The sequence below is a fragment of the Planctomycetota bacterium genome, from assembly GCA_033763975.1.
GTDB lineage: Bacteria > Planctomycetota > Phycisphaerae > Phycisphaerales > UBA1924 > RI-211.
Window position 1 is genome coordinate 179,974 of record JANRJM010000002.1, and the last position, 19,829, is coordinate 199,802.

Annotated in this window: 21 protein-coding genes and 1 other RNA gene; 10 read left to right on the forward strand and 12 right to left on the reverse strand. The window is 70.0% G+C overall.

What is annotated here, in order from left to right; all coding sequences use genetic code 11:
• The first annotated feature begins 17 nt into the window (after positions 1-17).
• Complete coding sequence (locus SFY69_02025; GenBank protein MDX2130814.1) at positions 18-1,313, forward strand: glycosyltransferase family 4 protein; 1,296 nt, start codon at positions 18-20, stop codon at positions 1,311-1,313.
• A 36-nt stretch (positions 1,314-1,349) separates the two neighbouring features.
• Positions 1,350-2,282, forward strand: coding sequence for a formyltransferase family protein (locus SFY69_02030; protein MDX2130815.1), 933 nt, complete (start codon positions 1,350-1,352; stop codon positions 2,280-2,282).
• A 131-nt stretch (positions 2,283-2,413) separates the two neighbouring features.
• Here SFY69_02030 and speA read toward each other — a convergent pair whose 3' ends face one another.
• Entirely contained in the window at positions 2,414-4,417 is a 2,004-nt protein-coding gene (speA, locus tag SFY69_02035; GenBank protein MDX2130816.1) for a biosynthetic arginine decarboxylase, read from the reverse strand.
• A 372-nt stretch (positions 4,418-4,789) separates the two neighbouring features.
• Between speA and SFY69_02040 the strand changes: the two genes are divergently transcribed.
• On the forward strand, positions 4,790-5,056 hold the full coding sequence (locus tag SFY69_02040; GenBank protein MDX2130817.1) for a 4Fe-4S binding protein: 267 nt from the start codon (positions 4,790-4,792) through the stop codon (positions 5,054-5,056).
• Between the two features lie 95 nt (positions 5,057-5,151).
• Here SFY69_02040 and SFY69_02045 read toward each other — a convergent pair whose 3' ends face one another.
• A complete protein-coding gene (locus tag SFY69_02045; GenBank protein ID MDX2130818.1) occupies positions 5,152-5,817 on the reverse strand; it encodes a hypothetical protein in 666 nt (221 codons plus the stop codon).
• Positions 5,818-6,115: 298 nt separating this feature from the next.
• On the opposite strand from SFY69_02045, the gene SFY69_02050 reads away from it, so the two are divergent.
• Positions 6,116-6,355: a hypothetical protein gene (locus SFY69_02050; protein MDX2130819.1), complete on the forward strand. Its 240-nt coding sequence runs from the start codon at positions 6,116-6,118 to the stop codon at positions 6,353-6,355.
• Positions 6,356-6,359: 4 nt separating this feature from the next.
• Here SFY69_02050 and SFY69_02055 read toward each other — a convergent pair whose 3' ends face one another.
• The 6 genes from SFY69_02055 to SFY69_02080 all read right to left on the reverse strand — a co-directional run bounded on the left by SFY69_02055 (position 6,360) and on the right by SFY69_02080 (position 11,254).
• Entirely contained in the window at positions 6,360-7,379 is a 1,020-nt protein-coding gene (locus SFY69_02055; GenBank protein ID MDX2130820.1) for a hypothetical protein, read from the reverse strand.
• Between the two features lie 80 nt (positions 7,380-7,459).
• A complete protein-coding gene (locus SFY69_02060; protein MDX2130821.1) occupies positions 7,460-7,606 on the reverse strand; it encodes a hypothetical protein in 147 nt (48 codons plus the stop codon).
• Between the two features lie 28 nt (positions 7,607-7,634).
• Complete coding sequence (locus tag SFY69_02065) at positions 7,635-8,276, reverse strand: hypothetical protein (protein ID MDX2130822.1); 642 nt, start codon at positions 8,274-8,276, stop codon at positions 7,635-7,637.
• Between the two features lie 173 nt (positions 8,277-8,449).
• Positions 8,450-9,433 carry a succinate--CoA ligase subunit alpha gene (sucD, locus tag SFY69_02070; protein MDX2130823.1) on the reverse strand — a complete coding sequence of 328 codons (984 nt, stop codon included), beginning with the start codon at positions 9,431-9,433 and terminating at the stop codon, positions 8,450-8,452.
• 67 nt (positions 9,434-9,500) lie between these two features.
• A complete protein-coding gene (locus SFY69_02075; protein MDX2130824.1) occupies positions 9,501-10,709 on the reverse strand; it encodes a Fic family protein in 1,209 nt (402 codons plus the stop codon).
• 104 nt (positions 10,710-10,813) lie between these two features.
• Positions 10,814-11,254 carry a YbaN family protein gene (locus tag SFY69_02080; GenBank protein ID MDX2130825.1) on the reverse strand — a complete coding sequence of 147 codons (441 nt, stop codon included), beginning with the start codon at positions 11,252-11,254 and terminating at the stop codon, positions 10,814-10,816.
• A 77-nt stretch (positions 11,255-11,331) separates the two neighbouring features.
• On the opposite strand from SFY69_02080, the gene SFY69_02085 reads away from it, so the two are divergent.
• The 4 genes from SFY69_02085 to ffs all read left to right on the forward strand — a co-directional run bounded on the left by SFY69_02085 (position 11,332) and on the right by ffs (position 14,164).
• Entirely contained in the window at positions 11,332-11,997 is a 666-nt protein-coding gene (locus SFY69_02085; GenBank protein MDX2130826.1) for a sigma-70 family RNA polymerase sigma factor, read from the forward strand.
• A complete protein-coding gene (locus tag SFY69_02090) occupies positions 11,994-13,112 on the forward strand; it encodes a hypothetical protein (protein ID MDX2130827.1) in 1,119 nt (372 codons plus the stop codon). Before SFY69_02085 ends, SFY69_02090 begins: the two co-directional genes overlap by 4 nt.
• A gap of 47 nt (positions 13,113-13,159) precedes the next feature.
• On the forward strand, positions 13,160-14,032 hold the full coding sequence (gene surE, locus SFY69_02095; protein MDX2130828.1) for a 5'/3'-nucleotidase SurE: 873 nt from the start codon (positions 13,160-13,162) through the stop codon (positions 14,030-14,032).
• Between the two features lie 32 nt (positions 14,033-14,064).
• Positions 14,065-14,164, forward strand: an RNA gene (gene ffs / locus SFY69_02100) — signal recognition particle sRNA small type.
• A 139-nt stretch (positions 14,165-14,303) separates the two neighbouring features.
• Here the strand turns inward: ffs and SFY69_02105 are convergent.
• Positions 14,304-14,957 (reverse strand): hypothetical protein, encoded by a 654-nt coding sequence (locus tag SFY69_02105; GenBank protein ID MDX2130829.1) that lies wholly within the window; start codon positions 14,955-14,957, stop codon positions 14,304-14,306.
• A gap of 144 nt (positions 14,958-15,101) precedes the next feature.
• Here SFY69_02105 and SFY69_02110 point away from each other — a divergent pair, with 144 nt between their 5' ends.
• Together SFY69_02110 and SFY69_02115 are read left to right on the forward strand one after the other, a co-directional pair.
• Entirely contained in the window at positions 15,102-15,368 is a 267-nt protein-coding gene (locus SFY69_02110) for a hypothetical protein (protein ID MDX2130830.1), read from the forward strand.
• A gap of 50 nt (positions 15,369-15,418) precedes the next feature.
• A complete protein-coding gene (locus SFY69_02115) occupies positions 15,419-17,458 on the forward strand; it encodes a S9 family peptidase (protein ID MDX2130831.1) in 2,040 nt (679 codons plus the stop codon).
• A gap of 106 nt (positions 17,459-17,564) precedes the next feature.
• On the opposite strand, the gene pyrE is transcribed toward SFY69_02115, so the two are convergent.
• From pyrE to dnaX, 3 genes are all read right to left on the reverse strand, one after another.
• The gene (gene pyrE / locus SFY69_02120; GenBank protein MDX2130832.1) at positions 17,565-18,116 is read right to left on the reverse strand and encodes an orotate phosphoribosyltransferase; all 552 of its coding nucleotides are present in this window, start codon (positions 18,114-18,116) and stop codon (positions 17,565-17,567) included.
• A 52-nt stretch (positions 18,117-18,168) separates the two neighbouring features.
• A complete protein-coding gene (locus SFY69_02125) occupies positions 18,169-18,606 on the reverse strand; it encodes a hypothetical protein (GenBank protein ID MDX2130833.1) in 438 nt (145 codons plus the stop codon).
• 98 nt (positions 18,607-18,704) lie between these two features.
• Complete coding sequence (gene dnaX, locus SFY69_02130; protein ID MDX2130834.1) at positions 18,705-19,829, reverse strand: DNA polymerase III subunit gamma/tau; 1,125 nt, start codon at positions 19,827-19,829, stop codon at positions 18,705-18,707.

The window sequence follows — 19,829 nt, forward strand, 5'->3', positions numbered from 1 at the left end:
TGCCGATAATCCCCGACGTGCCCGCCCCGACCCGTCCAGCCCGACGCGTGCTCCTGCTGAACCAGGCGTTCCACCCGGACGTTGTCGCCACGGCCCAGATGGGCAAGGACCTGGCCGACGAGCTCTCGCGGCGCGGGCACCAGGTCATGGCCATCGCGAGCCGCTCGATCTACGGGCGGTCCGGCGCGGTGCTCCCGCGCCGGGAGGCGATCGAGGTGCCGGGGGGGCTGCCGATCGGCGTGCACCGGGTCGGCGCGAGTCTCTTCGGCAAGGCCGGGTACGCCGCCCGCATCGCCGACTTCGCGCTGTTCTACCTGCTCGCGCTGATCAAGGCCCTGACCCTGCCCCGGGCGGACGTGGTGATCTGCTACACGACCCCGCCGTTCATCGCGCTGGTGGGGCTCATCTGCCGCGTGCTCCGCGGCTCGCGCGCCATCTACTGGGTCATGGACCTGTACCCCGACCTTCCGGTCGCGTGCGGCGTGATGAAGCCCGCCGCCCTCCCCACCCGCCTGTTCGAGAGACTCAACCGGTTCCTGCTGCGGCGCAGCGACGTGGACGTCGTGCTCGGGCGCTGCATGCGCGATCGCGTGCTCGCCAAGGGCGTGCCGGAATCCAAGGTCCGCCTGATCCCTGTCTGGGCCGATCTCGCCGGGGTCGAGCCCGTGGCGCACGAGGCCAACCCGTACCGGGCCCGGTGGGCGCCCGGCGGCGAGTTGGTGGTCATGTACTCGGGCAACTTCGGCATCGGGCACGACGCCACGACCATCCTGGGCGCGATGGAACGCCTGCGCGCCGAGGCGGGCCTGCGGTTCGTCTTCGTGGGGGGCGGCAAGCGCCGGGCCGAGGTCGAGTCGTTCATCCGCGAGAAGGGACTGACCAACGCCGCGTGGCACGACTACCAGCCGCGCGAGCAGCTCGGGGCGTCGCTCTCCGCGGGCGACATCCACCTGATCTCGCTGCGCGAGGGGGTCGAGGGGATCATGGTGCCGAGCAAGCTGTTCGGGATCATGGCGGTGGGACGGGCGTCGATCTTCGTGGGCAACACGTCGAGCGAGATCGCCCGGGTGCTGAGCGAGAGCGACGCGGGCGTGACCGTGCGCGAGGGCGACGCCGACGGGCTCGCGCGGGCGATCCTCGCCCTGCGTGACGACGCGGCCCGGCGGCGGGCGATGGGCGACAACGCGCGCCGGGCGATCAGCGGTCGGTACGACCGCGAGACCGCCTGCCGCGCTTGGGTCGAACTGATCGAATCAGTAGGAGCGCAGCCGGACGCGGCCGGGGCGCGGGGCGGCGTGACCAACGCCGCGTGAGGCGGGCGCGCCGACGCGGCGCGGAGTGGAGTTCGCATGACGATCGCACCGGACGTACGGGCTTCAGCGGCGGGTCGCGCGTTCGCGTCGTCGGGGTCGGCCTTCGAGCTCGAGCCCACGCTGGCGGGCAGCGCCGCCAGCGGGTACGAGTTCCTCGTGCTCACCCCGCCCGGACGCACGCTCAAGAAGTACGTCTTCATCCAGGACGAGACCGACTACCTGCCCAAGGTGCTCGACAAGTACCTGCGCGAGTTCGCCGACAGCACCGCGGGCGTCAACATCCAGGGCAACAACCAGGGCAAGCGCACGATGGTCGAAACCGCGCGCGACCTGCTGAAGGTCTACGGCCCGGTCTACTTCGGCTACAAGGCCGCGCGGATGGTCTTCAACAAGGTGCGCGCGAAGATCGTCAACGGCGTGCTCGGCAGCACGCGCCGGTGCTACTCGGTTGAGGCCGTCGCGCGCAAGTACGGCGTGCCCGTCGACCGCACGGACGACGTGAACAGCGAGGCGTTCCGGGGGCTGCTGCGCGAGCGGGGCGTGGAGTTCATCGTCTCGATCAGCGGGACGCAGCTCTACCGCAAGGACCTGCGGATGCAGACGCCCTTCGGCATCGTGAACTGCCACGGCGCGCTGCTGCCGAAGTACCGCGGGCTGATGCCGAGCTTCTGGACGCTGGCCAACGGCGAGGCGTGGGGCGGCTCGAGCGTGCACTACGTCGATCGCAAGCTCGACAACGGGCCGATCGTCGTGCAGAAGCGGTACCGCATCTGGAAGCACGACTCGCTCGAGGACGTGATGGCGCGGAGCAAGGACCTCGCGGCCGAGGCCATCATCGAGTGCGTCCGCCTGGTCGAGGCGGGCAGCCCGCCGCTCACGCCCAACCCCGAGGCCGAGCAGAGCCACTTCGCCATGCCGACCAAGGACGACGTCGCGCGCTTCCGCCGCAACGGGCACCGGTTCTTCTAGATCGAGATCAGCACGACAAGACGCTCGTGGTTCTCGACGGCCCACCACATCTCCCGACGGGGAGGACGGCGAACGGACCCCTCGCGTGCGCGTCGGGCTCGTAGAGCATCGGGCTCGTACGCCAGTGCCGCTCAGCCCTCGAGGTACGTGTACCCCTCGAGCCCGTCGTCGTAGTACTTCAGCAGGCTCTTGCCCTCGGAGAGCGTGAGGCGCCCCTGGCGGCACGCGGCCTCGACGTCCTGGCGCATCGCCTTCTTCAGGTCCGGCACGTCGTACTGCACGTACGCCAGCACTTCCTCGACCGTGTCGCCCTCGATCACCTCGTCGATCTCCCACCCGCCGTGGTCGTCGAGCGAGATGTGCACGGCGTGAGTGTCGCCGAGCAGGTTGTGCAGGTCGCCCAGAATTTCCTGGTACGCCCCGAGCAGGAACACGCCGAGGTAGTAAGGCTCGACGCCCGTGACGCCGTCGGCCTCCGCGCCCTTCGCCGGGCGGACGTCGTGGAGTTCCAGGGTCTTCTTGTCGACGCGCTTGTCGACGAAGCGATCGACCTTGCCGTCGCTGTCGCAGGTGATGTCGGCGAGGATGCCGCGGCGGGTGGGCTCTTCGTTCAGGCGGTGGATGGGGACGATCGGGAAGAGCTGGTCGATGGCCCAACTGTCGGGCATGGACTGGAACAACGAGAAGTTGCAGAAGTAGATATCGCTGAGCAGTTCGGGCAGGCCCTCGAACTCGTCCGGGAGTTCGCCCTTCTTGGAGGCCTTCTCCAGCAGTTTGGCGCAGATGGCCCAGAAGAGCTGCTCGGCCGCCCCGCGCATCGACAGCGACATGTACCCGAGGCTGAAGAGGCTCATGGCCTCGTCGCGGGCCTGCGTGCTGTCGTGGTAGGTCTCGAGCAGGTTGCGGTCGGTCATGCTGCGGTAGGCATCGAGCAGGTCGAGCACGGGCTGGGGCGGCTCGGCCTCGGCCTTGATCGCCCCCTCGATCTCGGCGAGGTTCGGGTTGCTCTCGAAGTGGCTGGTGCCCAGGACATCGACGATCAGGACCGACGAGTACGCGACCATCGCCCGCCCGGACTCGCTCAGGATCGTCGGGTGCTGCACGCCCGCGCTATCGCAGACGCTCTTGATGCGGTAGACGACGTCCGCGGCGTACTCCTGGGGCGTGTAGTTGATCGAGCTGGACCACGCGCTCTGCGAGCCGTCGTAGTCCACACCCATCCCGCCCCCGATGTCGAGCATGCTCAGCCCGGCGCCCATCTCGCGGAGTTCGCAGTAGACGTGGGCCAGCTCGTTGACGGCGTTCTTGAGGACCTTGATGTCGTAGAGCTGGCTGCCCACGTGGCAGTGCAGCAGGTTCAGGCAGTCGAGCATCCCGTGGGCTTTCAGGTACTCCACGGCCTTGAGGCACTCGGACACGAAGAGCCCGAACTTGCTGCGGACGCCCGCCGACCCCTCCCAGCGCCCCGCGCCGCGGGCGGAGAGCTTCACGCGCAGGCCGATCCGCGGACGCACGCCGTAGGCCTTCGCGTGCTTCACGATGAGCTCGAGCTCGCTGAACTTCTCGACGACGGGGATGATGTTGCGCCCGAGCTTGGTGGCGAGGGTGACGGTCTCGATGAACTCGTCGTCCTTGAACCCGTTGCAGATGATCGGCATGCCGTTGGTGCCCGGCCCGCCGGCGGAGGCGGAGAGGCCCAGGACGGCGAGGAGTTCGGGCTTGCTGCCGGCCTCCAGGCCGAAGTTGAGTTCTACGGCGAGGCGGGCGATCTGCTCGCAGACGTGGCGCTGCTGGTTGACCTTGATGGGGTAGACGCAGGAGTACCCGCCGGTGTACCCCTGGTCGTGCATGGCGTCGTCGAAGGCCTTGCGCAGCTCGCGCAGGCGATGGACGAGGATGTCGTTGAAGCGGAGAAGCACGGGGGTGTGGATCCCCCGCTCGTTCAGGCCCTTGATGACCTCGTAGAGGTCGATCTGGCGGGCGGGGTCCTTCATGGGCATGACGGTGAGGTGCCCGGCGGGATTGACGCCGACGTAGCCCTTGCCCCAGTCCGGCACGCCATAGAGCGCGCCGGCTTCTTCGGGGGTCCATTGCCCGTGGAGGAACGCGGACCGAGAGTGCGTGATGGCGGCCATGGGTGGAGATTCATCCCCGTCCGACTCACGGCGACGGGCCGGATCGGTGCGGTGCGGTCGGCGAGCGACGGCGGGCCGTCGCGCGAGTGGCTTGACGCTCGGGCGCTTTGCCGGCGACGGGCGAACAGCGCGCCACGCCTCCGTCGTCCGCCCGGCGCTACGCCGTCGGACGCCACCGATCCGCGCGCACGTCCGGCCTCGCCAAGGGGACGCCGCGCGAATGCCACCGCACGAGAAGAATACCGCCCCCGAGCGCGAGAGCAAGGGCGGCACGCCGTCTCCGGCGCTCGCGCGGCCGGGCGCGAGGACATCGCCCCCAACGCGCGCGGGTACGATCCGCGGTTCTGACTCCTCTCTTCGTAAGGACGGACCATGCCTCACGTCATCGCCGAACCCTGCATTGCCACCAAGGACACCTCGTGCGTGGCGGTCTGCCCGGTGGACTGCATCCACCCGACGAAGAACGAGCCGGACTTCGCGACCGCGACGCAGCTCTTCATCGACCCCGACACGTGCATCGATTGCGCCCTCTGCGTGGACGAGTGCCCCGTCAAGGCGATCTTCCAGCAGGAAGACCTGCCCACCGAGTGGAACAAGTTCGTCCAGGTGAACCTCGACTACTACAAGAACAAGGGTTGAGCGGGACGGGTCAGGGGCGCGGCACACCGCCCCGTCCCGGGCCGCGCGGGCGTGAACCGGCGCATCGATCCACGCCCGCGGGGGTGTGCGCGTCGTCACTCGTCGGTGGCGGGGACCGAGGCCTGCACCTGCTGGCCGACGGCCTTGATCTTCGCCTCGTTCTGCAGCATCGCCGAGGCCATCGCCACCTCGCCCGCGGGGAGGCGGATCATGTCCATCACCGCGAGTCGCTCACGCCGCCCGTCGGCGTGGACGCGGGCGAACTCGATCCGCACGGCGTTGGCGTCGGGCATCCGCACGACCTGCTCGATCTCGGGCGAGCCCTTCGCGTCGGTCTCGAACGCCCGGAAGACGAGCACACCCTGCTCTTCGCAGGGCACGCGCATCATCGCGCGCTGCGCGCCGAGGATCGCGGAATCGACCACGCTCGCGGCTTCGTCGCCCTGGAACGACATCGCCCCCACGCCCTCCACGACCTTCTTGCCCGCGACGCCCTCGAAGGCGAGGATGAGGCGGCCTTCGCGCGGACGCACGGACATGCTGGCGTAGCCGGTGCTCGAGGCGCCCTCGGCGGTCACGACCTGGATCTGCCCGTCCCACTCGCCGCGGAGTTGCTCGCGCAGCGACATGGCGTGTTCGGCCCGGGGCGTGCGGGCGGACGCCGGCGTCGTCACCCCGCAGTCCGATTCCTTGGGCGGCTGGGCCAGGGCGCAGAGCGACGCGGCCAACCCGGCACCGACGACGAGCGAGCGGACGAGCATGGAAACCCTCTCCCGGCGCCGCCTTGCGGCCGGCGCCCCGTCCACGCGACGACAGGATCGGCCGCTCGCGGGCCGGCACTTCCACGGCGTGCCCCCGGCGCCGAGGTCTCGGACCGACCAACGCCGCGCCGCCCGCGCATCCCGCGAGCGCGAACGCCCGAAAAAAACCAGCGCCCGAGAAGCACTCCGGCTGATCGCGGCGCCCCGACACGGACCCCGCGCTCTCGCCGACCCGGATTGTGTGAAGCCGCAGCCGCCCGGCGTGCCGCACTATTGTTTGCAGAGCAGGGAGCAGCGCATGCACGTCGACACACTCAAGGATGCTCTCGCGGCGGAGCCGTTCGTGCCGTTCGTGCTCCGTTTCGGGAGTGGCAGGACCATCGAAGTCGCGAACCCCGGCCTGGTCGCCGTCAGCAGCAACGGGCGCTCGGCGTACGTCTTCAACCCCAAGGGCGAAGGCGGGTCATTCGTCGACGTGCTGCTCATCGAAGCGATCGAGTTTCCGCCACCGCCGCGCCGTCAGCGTCGCGCGGGGTAGGCCCTCAACCGGTGCCGAGCGTCTTCGCGAACTCGAGCACGATCATCTCGAGCGTGCGTTCGGGCTCGCCCAGGCCGCTCTTGGAGCGCGCGTCGCCCCGCACCGCGGCCCGGAAGAGTTCGAGCGCCCGGTCCGGGTCGGTGCGGCGTGCCACGTCACGGATGGCGTCGCCCGAGGGCCCCCACAGTTTGAGGGGCTTGAGGTCGTCGGGCCTGGCGCCGCTGCGCGTGGCGCGCGACACCGCGTGGACCTTCCGCGCCAGGTCGACGAGCGCGTACGAGACGAGCTGCGCCGGCTGGCGCGACACGTCGAGCACGTAGCGCACGTGGCGGAGGGCCTCTTCCGGCCCGGCGCGCAGCAGCGTTTCCTGGATGCCCCAGACCGCTTCCTCGCGCGAGGCCCCGACGAAGTACGCGACGAGGTCGCTGGTGATGGTGCCACCCCCGCTCGCCGCCGCCAGCTTGCCCAGCTCGCTGTCAAGCCGCGTCAGGCGCGGGCCCACGCGATCGACCAGGTTGCGGGCGGCGTCGGGGTCGATGGGCGCCTTGTGCTCCTTCTGGGCGCGTCCGATGACCCACCGGACCGCGTCGTCCTCGCGGGGCTCGTCGCAGACGCGGATCCACCCGACCCGCTCGATCAACGCGTCGAGCTTGCCCTTCCGCCAGATGTCGGCCCGGAGCAGCAGGGTCGCCCCGACCTCCGGCTGCTCGGCGACGGACTCGCAGTACCGCTCGAAGAGCGCCCGGGTGTCGTCCTTGATCAGCGACTCGGCGTTGTCGAGCACGACGAGCTTGTACGACGCGATCAGCCCGAAACTGCGGCATTCGTCCAGGACGTCCGCCGCCGAGCACGAGAGCCCGTCGTAGAGCACCGTGTCGATGGTGCCGTGGGCCTTGGAAAGCTCGTCGCGGAGTTCCTGCGTGCGGATGTGGCGGAGGAACGACTCCTTGCCGGGCAGGAGGGCGACGCGCGGCAGCGCGGGTGGCGGCGAGTCGGGTTTCTTGGCCGCGGGCTTCTTCGCCATGACGCCCGATGGTATCGGTTGCCGGGAGCGGCCCGGGTGACAGACGCGCGGGGGTTCATACGCCCATGCCGCGCGGACGGTCAGAATGCCTGACGGGGGCGGAGAAAGCTCCAGAACCCGGGCTTGCGCCGAATGGTCAGCCGCTTCTTCCACTCGTCGCTGAGCACCAGGGTATAGACCTCGAGCTGCGCGCCCGGCTTCGAGACGAGGCGCCGATCGATGATCATCGGGCGAGGTGTCTGGGGTACCGCGGTCTCAGCCGGCATTTCCGTATCTCCGCTCGATCACGATCCGCATGGCGTCACAGGCAGGCATGACGAACCATTCTACGACGTCAACCATGAAGCAGTTCTTGAGTTCCGAATCCACAAAAACGATGGCATCTACCTTGCCCTCAGGCGTCTGTATCGGCAAGGCGAGGAAACTCCAGCGAGTCTCGTTCAGCGTTCGAGCGGCGTCGGGGTCGAACCCCCATTCTGCGATCATCTCCTTCCGGAAGTCCTCGATGGACTCGCCCTGTCTATTCCCGATCTGCGGAGACTGAGTGCGATACGACAATCCGATAACGCCGCACGCACTGGAGATCCGCTTTCCGACCTCACCGGGATCACCGCCCTCGCCGACGGCATATGGAGTCACGCGCTCCAACTCCGGACTCAGTTCCCTTCCAACCGGAGCCACTCTATAGACACACACCCGGATTGCAGTCGGCCGACGATCCTCCGGCAGCGCCTCGACTTCCCTCCGCAAGCGCGATCCAAGCTGCTCTCGCAAAACCTGGCACGCGGCCTGAAGTTCGTGGGCTTCCTCGAAGCGGCGCTGGCGTCTTGCCTCCATGAATGCACGATGCAGCGAGAGCACCTCTCGGGCAAACACCGCGAAAAGGACGGCCGTCACCAACGCGGGTAACACCCAGGATTGCCCCGCTCGGGCATCGATGATCGCCTTCCATGCAGCAGCCAGGGCGCCAAGTATCGCCGCGACCCCAGCGAACCCCGCCAGGAGGAGCGGGGCCCACGTATGCAGCCACGGCTTGGATGGGCTGGGTAGTCGTCCCACGGCGCCCTCGCTTACACGCCGAGCTTCATCGCCCTCGCCACGGCCGTGCCCATGTCCGCAGGGCTCATCGCCACCTCGACGCCGGCCTTCGTGAGCGCCGCGATCTTCGCGTCGGCGGTGTCGTCCGCCCCGCCGATGATCGCCCCCGCGTGCCCCATGCGTCGCCCGGGGGGCGCGGTGCGCCCGGCGATGAACGCCGCCACCGGTTTCTTGACGTGCGCCGCGATGAACTGGGCGGCCACGATCTCGTCCGTTCCGCCGATCTCGCCGATCATCAGGATCGCGTGCGTCTCGGGGTCCGCTTCGAGCATCCGGATCACGTCGATGTGATCCACCCCCCGCACCGGGTCGCCCCCGATGCCCACGCACGTGGACTGCGCAAGCCCGAGGCGGCTGGTCTGCCACACCGCCTCGTACGTCAGCGTGCCCGAGCGGCTCACGATCCCCACGCTCTTGCCCAGCTTCGACTGGCTCACGTGCGTGTGGATGTACCCGGGCATGATCCCGATCTTGCACCCGGCGTTCGTGTACGGATCGCCCGGGCCCGTGCCCCCGCCGGTCTTGGGCCCCGGCGTGATCACGCCCGGGCAGTTGGGGCCGATCAGAATGACCCCGTTCTTCGCCTCGCTCATCACCTTCGTGCCGTTGCGCTCATCGAGCAGCGCCCGCACGCGGATCATGTCCTGCACCGGCACGCCCTCGGTGATGCAGTTGATGACCCGGATGCCCGCGTCGGCGGCCTCGAGGATCGCGTCCGCCGCGAACGGCGGGGGCACGAAGATCATCGTCGCGTCGGCGCCGGTCTCGCGCACCGCCTTCTCGACGGTGTCGAAGACCGGGAGCCCGTTGTCGTCCTTCGTGCCGCCCTTGCCGGGCGTGACACCCCCCACCATCTTGGTGCCGTAGTGCAGGCACCCCTTCGTGTGGCTGGCCCCGAACGAGCCGGTGATTCCCTGGCAGATGACGCGGGTCTGGGCATGGACGAGAATCGGCATAGACGTGCAGAGTACGGCGGGCGAACGTGGTGCTCAAACGCCGCAGTTCACCAGTCCTCACGGATGATTATGCGGGCGGCGCGTCGGGTTCTGATTCGTCCGCACCGTGGATCGCCCGAACGACCTCCTCAGCGATGTAGACCTTGCCGTAGTTCGCCTCGAACAGCAGACGCAGAATGCCCATCGTCATGAGCTTCTCGACGTGCTTCTTCGCGGGCGGATACGTGATGCCGAGCAGGCTCGCCACATCCGGAATGGTCAGCGCGTGACGATCGAACAGGTGATCGAGCAGCCGGATCAGGCGAACGCTGCCGGGCTTCCCCAGGATCAGGTTCGAGTACCGCTCGTACAGCGCGCTCAGACGCGTCGCCCGGGCCATGTCGGCCTTTGCCTGCTCGGCGACCGCGGTGCAGAAAAACCGCACCCAGCCTTCCCAGTCGGCGTGCGTGCTGACCCGCAGCAGGGCGTCGTAGTACTCGGCGCGGTGCTCCGAGACCCACTCGCTGACGGTGCAGACCGGGTGTTTCAGCCAGCCCTGCTTGACGGGCGTCAGCGTCACGATGGCGCGCCCGAGCCGCCCGTTGCCGTCGCTGAACGGATGGATGGTCTCGAACTGGTAATGCGCAAACGCGAGCTCGACGAGGTCCGGCCAGCGCTCGCGCCCCGGGGCGTTCAGGGAGCCCGGATTCGCAAACAACTCCCAGTCGCGCATGCACGCCTCGACCTCCGCCGCGGGCGGAGGCACGAAGCGCGCGTACTCGATCCCACGGTGCTCGTCCCCGATGCAGACCTGCACGTCGCGGAACTCCCCGGGCCGCTTGGACGCATCAATCACCAGCACGCGGTGCATGTCGCGCAGCAGCCGCCCGCTGATCGGCAGGTCCGATCGGAGCGCTCTTTCTATCGCCAGCCTCGCGCGCAGCACCTCCAACGCTTCGGGACGTGTGTTCGGAGCGTCCGCGCTCGCACCGACGATCTCCCGCACCGTCGCGAACGTGTTCTCGATTCGTGACGATGTCTGCGCCTCGCGCACCCGCAAGGCGCCGAGAAGTACCGTGCGCCCCGGCAGGGCGTCGATCACGCCGTCAAGCCGCTGCAACGAGCGCTCGGCGTACTCCAACGAATCGTACAACCGCCCGAGGAACGACACCCGGTCGAGCGCGGGGGGCAGCGGCGAAGGGACAAACGCCTCAATGGCAATCCGGCGCCCGCGATCCTCGAATTCGGTCGTCGTTATTCGACCCGGTACCAGCCCCTGGAAGTCTGACCGTCGCATGACCGGAGTATAGAATGACGTAGCCCAAATTCTACTTTTTGGTCTTACAGTATATTTTTGTCCCCGCAAATGCTACGCGCGAATACAACTGGTCGTCCAGGCACTTACCCCCGTCGAACGCCCCTGAACCGGATGATCGCGACCGTCCCGACGACGCCCGACGCGACGACGATGGTGACGACCCAGGCAGGGGTTTCCCGCCAGACCAGCAGGGCGCTGCTGGCGGCGATCATGGCCCACATCATCGTGATGGCGAGGACCTTGGCCTTGCGGGGCATGGGCGTGTCGCCGTCGAGGTATCGGACGTACGGCGCGAAGAAGCGGCTGCGGACCAGGCGGGCCTGCAGCGTCGGGCTGCTGCGGACCAGGAAGAACGACGCGACGATCAGGAAGATCGTCGTGGGCATGCCCGGCACGAACACGCCCACCGCGCCCAGCCCGACGCACAGCAGCCCCGCCGCGAGATAGACGCCCCGGCGCGCGCGGGCACCCTGCGCTCGCAGGCTGGTCGCCCGGCGGGGGGTCTCGGGGGTGGGGTTCGGCATGGGGGCTCGGGCATGGTAGGGATGGGCGCGGATCGCAACCGGGGTTCTCCCCGCACCCGTACACTGTGCTCCGACCCGTGCCCACCAACCGCCACACGCGCAGCGAGCCCGGCGCGCTCGACACCGATGATTCCCGCGACCTGGAGATCGTCGACGCGATCCGGCGGGGCGATAGCCGCGCCTGGACCCAGTTGATCGCGCGGTACCAGGACCGGCTCTTCTCGGTCTGCGTGCGGATGGTCAGAGACCGGGACCTCGCCGCGGACCTCACGCAGGACGCGTTCGTCAAGATCATCCAGGGGCTGCACACCTTCGACGCGCGGGCGAAGCTCTCGACCTGGATGATCCGGATCACCATGAACGTGTGCCTCTCGCGCCTGCGGGCCGAGAAAGTCCGTCGCCACGCCAGCCTGGACGCGTTGACCGACCCCGCGGAATCCGGGGCCCGCGAGGGAGGGCGGGGCGTCGGTTTCGAACAGGAACGGGAACAGAACGCCGACGACCGCGTCGAACTTCACGAGGACCGGGCCCGCGTGATGGCGGCCCTGCGTCTGCTGGATCCGGATCAGCGTGCGGTGCTCATTCTGAGCGACTGTCACGGGCAGAGTTACGAACAGATCGCCGAGGTGCTGGGCGTGGCGATCGGAACGGTCAAGAGCCGTCTCTTCCGCGCGCGGACGGCGTTGCGGGAAGGCGTGGAATCGATGGATCGGGCATCGCCCAAGAGGTCTGGAACCGCGTGACGACGAACCTGCCCAACTCCGACCGACCGGGCGACCGCCCGCTCGACGAGAGCCAGTTCATCGACTGGATCGAGGGGCGGTTGTCCGCGGCCGAGCAGGCGCGCCTCGAGGCGGCGTCGGGGCGGGCCGGCGTGCGGACGCGGATCGAGCAGATGCGCGCCAACCAGCGCGCCCTGCGGAGCGTGGGGCTGGAGAAGGCGCCGCCGGAACTGATGGGCCGCGTGCTGGCCGCCCTGGAGCGCGACGCGCTCGTCGGGTCTGAGCGGTCGTCGATCCCCATCTCGCTGGCCGACGACGTGCGCCACCGGGGAAGCGGACACTGGACGCGTCATGCGCCGGCGTTCGCGCTCGCCGCCGGGCTGATGCTGCTGGTCGGCGGGGGGATCTACTGGAGTTCGCTGCTGCTCGTCCCGCGGGGCGGCGCGCGGCAGGAGCCCCGCCTCGCGGACGCGACGCCCGCGCCGGCCCCGGAGCGGGCCGCGGCGTCCAACGCGCGCGAGGCGATCGCCGACGCGGGCTCGAGTGTCGCCGAGGCCCCGGCCACCATGATCGCGTCGGCGGAGGAAGGGCTCGACGTGGCGGCGTCGCCCTCGGGCGAGCGGGCGCTGTCGCTGGCGAGCGAGGGCCGCCTGGCGCTGCGGGTGAAGTCCAACGACGTGCGCGGGCTGCGGAGCCTGGAAGCCGCGGGCGCGGGCCGATCCGGGCACGCGTGGCGGCTGACGAAGAACCTGCCGCCGGAGGCGGTGATCGCGCTCGCCACGCCGCGCGACGGCGGGCCCGTGCTCGCATCGTCGGAAGAGCAGGCGGCTCGCCGGCTGCTGGCGCCGCTGGTGGGGCCCGGCGCTGCGTTGCCCGGGGCGGGCGCGCCGAACCCGGACGATCCGCTGCTGCGGGTGCGCGGGGCGTACACGATGGACATCCCCGCGACGGCGGACGCGATCGAGGGCGCGCGCGACCTGCTGGCCGAACGCCTGCAGGGCGAGGCGCAGCTCGAGGAACTGGCCGAGCCGCTGGCCCGCCAGGAGACGACGCCCGAGAGCGTGCTGTGGTGGACGCAGGCGCCGTCGGAGTGGACGCGTCGTGTGACGGTGCCGGTGATCGTCGAGATGCGTTGACAGGCGCCGCGGGCGCGATCGGGCCCGCGCGGCGCGTACCGTCGCCCATGCGCATCCTGCTGACCAACGACGACGGCATCCGCGCGCCCGGCATCGGGGCGATGTACGAGGCGCTGATCGACCTGCACCGGCGGCACGGGGGCATGCCCCGCGTGCCCGACGAGGCCAGCCGCGCCCCGCGCGACGTGGTGCACGTCATCGCGCCGCTCACGGTGCAGTCGGCGACGAGCCACGGCGTGACCTACCACACGCCCCTGATGGTGGGCGAGGAAACGGTCGAGCTCGCGGGCAGCGCAAAGTTCGAGGGGCTCAGCGTGGACGGACGCCCGGCGGATTGCGTGAAGCTGGCGATCGCGAACCTGTGGCCCGAGCGGTTCGGCGAGGGATCGCGCCCCGACCTGGTGGTGAGCGGGATGAACGACGGCGCGAACGTCGGCGTGAACGTGATCTACTCGGGCACGGTCGCCGCGGCGATCGAGGCCGCGTTCTTGGGCGTGCCCAGCATCGCGTGCAGCATGATCCGCGGTCGCGGGAAGGCGAACTACGAGGTTGGGGCGGCGTGGTGCCGCGCGGCGATCGACCGGATTCTCGCCGGCGGGCTGCCCCGCCCGCACGAGTGCCTGAGCGTGAACGTGCCGGCGACGGACGGGAGCGGCCCGGCGGTCGATGCGGGCAAGGTGCCGCCGATCCGGGTGTGCCCGATGAACACGCACGGGCTGGTGGACAAGTACGAGCGCCGGGTAAGCCCGGCGGGGGGCGCGTACTACTGGGCGGCCGGGCACGGGCTGGACTTCATGGGCACCGACGCGGGCTCGGACGTGGACGAACTGCTGCGGGGGTGCATCACGGTGACGCCGCTGAAGTTCGACCTGACACGTGGAGAGACGCTGGCGGCGTGGCGGGGACGGCTGGAGGGGTAGGGCGCTACGCTTGCCCGCTTCCCCCGATCGACGGCCGGGCCCGGTGCACGGGTTTGGGCGTGAACCTGGTCAGGGCTTGACCGCAGCAGCCATAAGCGTTCCGGGCCCGGTGCCGCCGGTGTCCTGGCCGTCGATCGGGGGGAGTTCTTTTCTCCCCGCGCGAGCGGGCCGGCGCGACAAAGCCACGCCCAAACTCGGCGCGAACCCGGCACGAAACCCGGCGCAACGACAGGACAACCGCGCGAAAGGCCGCGTCGCCCACGAGAGGGCCTTACCGCCGCCGACGGGCGAGCGGAGCGAAGAGCAGGCCGGCGAAGACGGCGGCCCCGGGCGCGGGCACATTGACGACCGTGCGGAAGCCGAAATCGGCGTCACCGATCTGCCAGCCCTGGCCGTTGGGCTGGATGAAGTACCCGTTGCCACCGGCGTACGACTCGCCGCCACTGCTGCCCCAGAGGACCCAGGGGGGCGAGCCCAGGCCGGCGCGGGTGAGGGCGATCGCGTACACCTCGCCGGGCTGTACGGGGATCATGTCGGCCGCGAGGTCGACCGTGATCGGCGGGAAGGGCGGGTCGGGGATGAACGTCGACTCGGGGATGCTGGTGATGGGGATCGTTCGGGTCGCGAGGACGTTGGCGGGATCGGGAAAGCCCAGAGGCGTGGTGCCGAGCAGCGTGAACGTGACGTCCGGCAGCGGCGTGCTGGGGCTGCGCCAGAGCTGCAGGTCGACCGACGTAAGCGTGCCGCCGAGCCCGACGGTGAAGGTCTGGGCGCGGCCGACCTCGCGGATGATCGCGCCGCCGAAGAAGAAGGCCGGGAGCAGGTTGTCCTGGTCGACGGCGGGCTGGGCGACGGCGGTGCCGGCGGCGAGGACGGGGACAAGGACCGCGTGAACGAAGGCCACGGGAACGAAGACACGGCGCATGGGAACCCCTCCGACATTCCGGGCCAGGCGCTGGCCGGAAGATAATCCATACACGCGCGAACGGGGTTGGCCAGTAAACCTGACGGCGGGCCCATGAAACTTGACGGGTGCTTTGCGCCGGGCGTCGGGTGTAGACTCCCCGGCATGGCACGGCGCGCCGGCACAGGGCCGGACGACGAGTTCGACGAGGGTCCCAGCGACGCGGACGTCGAGGCGTTCGGCGATGTCACCACGACCTGCCGCGAGTGCGGGGCCGAACTGTACGACGACGTGGCGATCTGCTGGAAGTGCGGCCATGCCGTGTCGAGCGAGGAGCGTCGGGGCACGGGCGCAAAGACGTGGGTGGTGGTCGTGGCGGTGCTGCTGACGGGCCTGATGCTGTGGGGCATCTTTGGGCGGTGGATGTTCTGAACGATCGGGGCTGACGGGCGTGCGGCCCGGACAAACCAGGAGGCGACGGCATGCATCGTGCGTACGCGGTGGGGCTGGCGGCGGTGGTCGGGCTGGCGGCCATGGTGGGTGTCGTGCAGGGGGGCCAGCCGGCGGGGGGCGGCGCGCCCGCGCGGGGGGCTCCCGGGACGAGCGCCCCATCGATCGAGCAGTTCCTGAAGATCCGGGCGCCCGGGGCGCCGACGCTGATGCCCGACGGGTCGCTGCTGCTGCGCGACTGGCCCGACGGGGTGTGGCAGTTGTACCGCGTGACGCCCGCGCAGGGGAAGGGCAAGGCCGACGCCGCCCCGTCGTACAAGCCGGGCGAGGCGACGTTCGAACGCCTGACGAACTACACGGACGGGCTGGGCGGGTTCTCGGTGTCGCCGGACTCGCGCCACGTGATCCTGATGCACGCCGTGGGCGGGAACGAGAACACGCAGCTCACGCACATGGACCCGGCGACGGGCAAGACCCGGCCGATCCTCGCCGACCCCAAGGTGCAGGCGTCGATCAACGCGTGGCTGCACGACAGCAGCGGGTTCATCTACTCGGCGAACCAGGACAGCCCGACGGACTTCCACCTGTACCGCCACGACTTCGCGAGCGGGAAGACGACGCGGATCCTGAGCGAGACCGGGTCGTGGAGCGCCGACGACGTCACGCGGGACGGCGGGCGCGTGCTGGTGGGCAAGTACACGTCGATCTCCGACAGCCAGGTGTTCGAGCTCGACGTCGCGAGCGGGCAGCGCCGCGAGATCACCATCCGCCCGGAGGGCGGCGGCACGGCGTCGTGCACCGTCGCCGGCTACACGCCCGACGAGAAGGGCGTGTTCCTCGTCTCGGACGCGAACGAGCAGGGAATCCGGCGCCTGTACCTGCGCGACCTGGCGAGCGGCGCGGTGAGCGAGCCCCTGCCCTCGCTGAGCGCGGTGGAAGTCGACGGCGCGGGCGTCGACCACGAGCGCGAGTTCCTCGTCGTCAACACGAACGAGAACGGGTTCGGCGTCGTGCACGTCTACTCGCTGCCGGACCTCCGCGAGATGCCCGCCCCCACCGCCGAGCAGGGCGTCGTCGGCTCGGCGGGCCTGCGCAACCGCACGCTCGTGTGGACCATGAACAACGCGCGCACGCCCTCGGCGGCGTTCGCGACGACCTATCCCAAGCCCGGCGCGCAGCTCGGGGCGCCGCTCACGCGGCAACTGACCTACCCCGACACGCAGGGGATCAACCTCGGCTCGTTCCCGCTGCCCGAGCTCATCACGTACGCCAGCTTCGACGGGACGCCGATCCCCGCGTTCCTCTACCTGCCCCCGGGCTACGCGAAGGGCACGCGGATCCCGTTCCTCGTGCACTACCACGGCGGGCCCGAGGGCCAGCACCGCCCGACCTTCGCCGCCCCGATCCAGTACCTCGTGTCCAAGGGCTACGGCGTGCTGCTGCCGAACGTGCGCGGGAGCGTCGGCTACGGGCGCGCGTTCCACATGATGGACGACTACAAGAACCGCTGGGACAGCGTGCGCGACGGCGTGGAGGCCGCGGAGTGGCTCGACAAGGAGGGCTACAGCGCGCCGGGCAAGATGGCGACCTGGGGCGGGTCGTACGGCGGGTACATGTCCGTCGCGTGCCTCGTGCAGGACCAGAAGCACGTCGACGGCAACGACCGCACGCAGCGCCTCTTCGGCGCGGGCGTCAACATCGTTGGCATCGTCAACCTCAAGACCTTCCTCGAGAAGACCGCCGGGTACCGGCGCAAGCTGCGCGAGGTGGAGTACGGCCCGCTGAGCGACCCGGAGTTCCTCGCCGAGGTATCGCCCTCGTCGTACTACGACAAGCTCAACGTGCCGATCTTCATCGCGCACGGGTTCAACGACCCGCGCGTGCCCGTCGAAGAGGCCATGCAGCTCAGCGTCGCCATGAAGGACAAGGCGTTCGCCACGAAGAACATGGACATCATGCCGCGGGTGTTCATCGCGCCCGATGAGGGGCACGGCTTCGCCAAGCTCGACAACCGCGTGTACTTCTACGAGCGGATGGTGCAGTTCCTGAACGACACCATCGGAAAGAAGTGAGCGGAAGGAAGAAGCGAGAGAGCGAGAGAGCGAGACAGCGAGACAGCCAGAGGGCAACGCAGGAAAGGCGAGCAACGCAGGGGAGAAGCAGCCGCGCGAGCGGGTGTTACTCCGCCACGCCCAGGTCGCGCGTGGTGAACAGCGCCTCGAACGCCAGCCCCGCGCCCTCGACGTTCTCGCGGGCGCCCTCCAGCCGGTCGATGGTCGCGACGACCGCGCGGACGTCGGCGCCGGCGGTGCGCAGGGCCTGCACGGCCTCCAGCGCCTGCCCGCCGGTGGTCGCCACGTCCTCCAGCAGCACGACGATGTCGCCCGGCCCGACCTTGCCTTCCAACTGCTTGGCCGTGCCGTAGTCCTTCTTCTGGTTGCGCACGAACACGCAGGGGAGGCCGGTCTCGAGGCTGGCGGCGGTCACGAGCGGGATGCCGCCCAGTTCGGCCCCGGCCAGTCGGGCCACGCGCACGCCGAGGCGCGATTCCAGCGCGCGGACCCTGGCCGCGAACAGCGGGGCGAGCTGGCGCAGCAGTTCGGGGCGGGTGGAGAAGAGGTACTTGTCGAGGTAGTAGGTGCTCGTGCGTCCCGAGCGGAGCGTGAACGAGCCCCGCAGGAGCGCGACACGCGCGATCTCGGCGGCGAGGGGAGTGGTGGGTTCGGCCATGCGCGATGGTACCGGCGCGCCGGGTCGCGCGGGCTGTCGCCCGGCGCGCGCCTCACTCGCCCTTGGGCTTGCGGGCCTGCACGCTCACGAGCCTCGCCTGGAAGAGTTCCATGGCGTGGCGCACGAGCGGGAGTTCGGCGGCCTTCGCCGGCGCGTCCGGGCCCGGGGCCCCGCCGGGTGCCGCCGGGGTTTCGGCGGCGGCGCCCGAAGGCGCGGGAGGATTCGACGAGCGCAGTTCAAGGCGGACGGCCCGGTCCCAGGCCTTGGCGAGCAGCGCGCACAGGTCTTTCTCGTTGGCCTGGGCCGCCCCGAGCAGTGCGTCGCTGACGGAGAGCACCACGAGGTCGTCCTCGACGCGGGCGACGGTGCAGTCGTTGAGGAGGACGCGCAGCCGCCGGTTGGGGGCGGCGGCGGAGAGGACCTGGGCCCAGGGGTCGCCGGCGGGGTCGCGTGGCCCGGGGGTGGTGGGCGCCGGGGCGGGCGGGAGCACGGGGGCTGAGGCCGTGTGGGCGGGCGGCTGTGGTCGAGGGGGCGTGGGTTCAACGCCGGCGTCGCGGGCCGTGGGGAGCAAGGCCGCGGGCGCCGGCGTCAGCGTTTTTTTGCCGGCTGCTCCTGGGCCTTTCCGGCGACGATGGCCGTGGCGTCGGCGACGCGGTCGGTCATGGCGAGGCGCACGACGAGGGCGTCGAGGAGCGCTCTGGGCACGCTGGAGCCCTTGGCGGCGCGCTGGACGTTCTCGCAGAGCGCGATCATGTGGATGATCCCGGCGACGTCGAAGGGGCGCGCGCGCGCGAGTTCTTCGCTTCGGGCGGCGTCGGAGAGCTCGACGAGCGGGGTCGCCCCGCCGCACGCCGCCAGGACCATGAGGTCGCGCAGGCGCAGCAGCAGGGCGTCGAAGAGGACGTCGACGGACGCGCCCTTGCGGAGGAGGTCGTCGGCGCGGGCGAGGGCGACGCCGGGATCGCCCGCGCCCAGCGCGTCGATCAGTTGGCCGATGAGTTCGCGGTCGGGCAGGCCCAGGAGCTCTTCGAGCAGCGTGAGGGTGAGTTTCTTGTCGCCCCCGGCGAGGAGGCGGTCGAGGAGGCTGAGGGCGTCGCGCATGGAGCCGTTGCCGAGGCGCGCGACCTGGTGGAGGAGTTCGGGGTCGGCGGCGGCGCCCTCGGCGCGGGCGACCTGGCCGAGGTGCTCGGCGATCTGGGCCGCGGGAATGTTGCGGAAGTCGAAGCGCTGGCAGCGCGACTGGATGGTGGCGGGCACCTTCTGAGCGTCGGTGGTGCAGAGGATGAACTTGACGTGCTCGGGGGGCTCTTCCATGGTCTTGAGCAGGGCGTTGAACGCCTGCGTCGAGAGCATGTGCACCTCGTCGATGATGTAGACCTTGTACTTGCCCCGCAGCGGTCGGTACGCGGCGTTGGCGATGAGTTCGCGGACGTTGTCGACGCCCGTGTTGCTGGCGGCGTCGATCTCGACGGTGTCGGTGTCCTGCCCGCTCATGATGGCGGCGTCGACCTCGGGCGAGCCCCCGTTGAGCGCCTTGGCGAAGAGGCGGGCCATGGTCGTCTTGCCCACGCCCCGCGTGCCCGTGAAGAGGTACGCGTGGGCCACCCGTCCCGAGGCGATGGCGTTGCGGAGCGTGCGGGCGATGGGCTCCTGCCCCACCACCTCGTCGAACTGCTGCGAGCGATAGCGTCGGGCGAGGGCGGTGTACGTCAT

Excerpts from the sequence above, each read along its gene's own strand:
- SFY69_02030 (MDX2130815.1), top strand. The coding sequence starts at position 1,350 with ATGACGATCGCACCGGACGTACGGGCTTCAGCGGCGGGTCGCGCGTTC.
- speA (MDX2130816.1), bottom strand. The coding sequence starts at position 4,417 with ATGGCCGCCATCACGCACTCTCGGTCCGCGTTCCTCCACGGGCAATGG.
- SFY69_02040 (MDX2130817.1), top strand. The coding sequence starts at position 4,790 with ATGCCTCACGTCATCGCCGAACCCTGCATTGCCACCAAGGACACCTCG.
- SFY69_02045 (MDX2130818.1), bottom strand. The coding sequence starts at position 5,817 with ATGCTCGTCCGCTCGCTCGTCGTCGGTGCCGGGTTGGCCGCGTCGCTC.
- SFY69_02050 (MDX2130819.1), top strand. The coding sequence starts at position 6,116 with ATGCACGTCGACACACTCAAGGATGCTCTCGCGGCGGAGCCGTTCGTG.
- SFY69_02055 (MDX2130820.1), bottom strand. The coding sequence starts at position 7,379 with ATGGCGAAGAAGCCCGCGGCCAAGAAACCCGACTCGCCGCCACCCGCG.
- SFY69_02060 (MDX2130821.1), bottom strand. The coding sequence starts at position 7,606 with ATGATCATCGATCGGCGCCTCGTCTCGAAGCCGGGCGCGCAGCTCGAG.
- sucD (MDX2130823.1), bottom strand. The coding sequence starts at position 9,433 with ATGCCGATTCTCGTCCATGCCCAGACCCGCGTCATCTGCCAGGGAATC.
- SFY69_02075 (MDX2130824.1), bottom strand. The coding sequence starts at position 10,709 with ATGCGACGGTCAGACTTCCAGGGGCTGGTACCGGGTCGAATAACGACG.
- SFY69_02080 (MDX2130825.1), bottom strand. The coding sequence starts at position 11,254 with ATGCCGAACCCCACCCCCGAGACCCCCCGCCGGGCGACCAGCCTGCGA.
- surE (MDX2130828.1), top strand. The coding sequence starts at position 13,160 with ATGCGCATCCTGCTGACCAACGACGACGGCATCCGCGCGCCCGGCATC.
- SFY69_02105 (MDX2130829.1), bottom strand. The coding sequence starts at position 14,957 with ATGCGCCGTGTCTTCGTTCCCGTGGCCTTCGTTCACGCGGTCCTTGTC.
- SFY69_02110 (MDX2130830.1), top strand. The coding sequence starts at position 15,102 with ATGGCACGGCGCGCCGGCACAGGGCCGGACGACGAGTTCGACGAGGGT.
- SFY69_02115 (MDX2130831.1), top strand. The coding sequence starts at position 15,419 with ATGCATCGTGCGTACGCGGTGGGGCTGGCGGCGGTGGTCGGGCTGGCG.
- pyrE (MDX2130832.1), bottom strand. The coding sequence starts at position 18,116 with ATGGCCGAACCCACCACTCCCCTCGCCGCCGAGATCGCGCGTGTCGCG.
- dnaX (MDX2130834.1), bottom strand. The coding sequence starts at position 19,829 with ATGACGTACACCGCCCTCGCCCGACGCTATCGCTCGCAGCAGTTCGAC.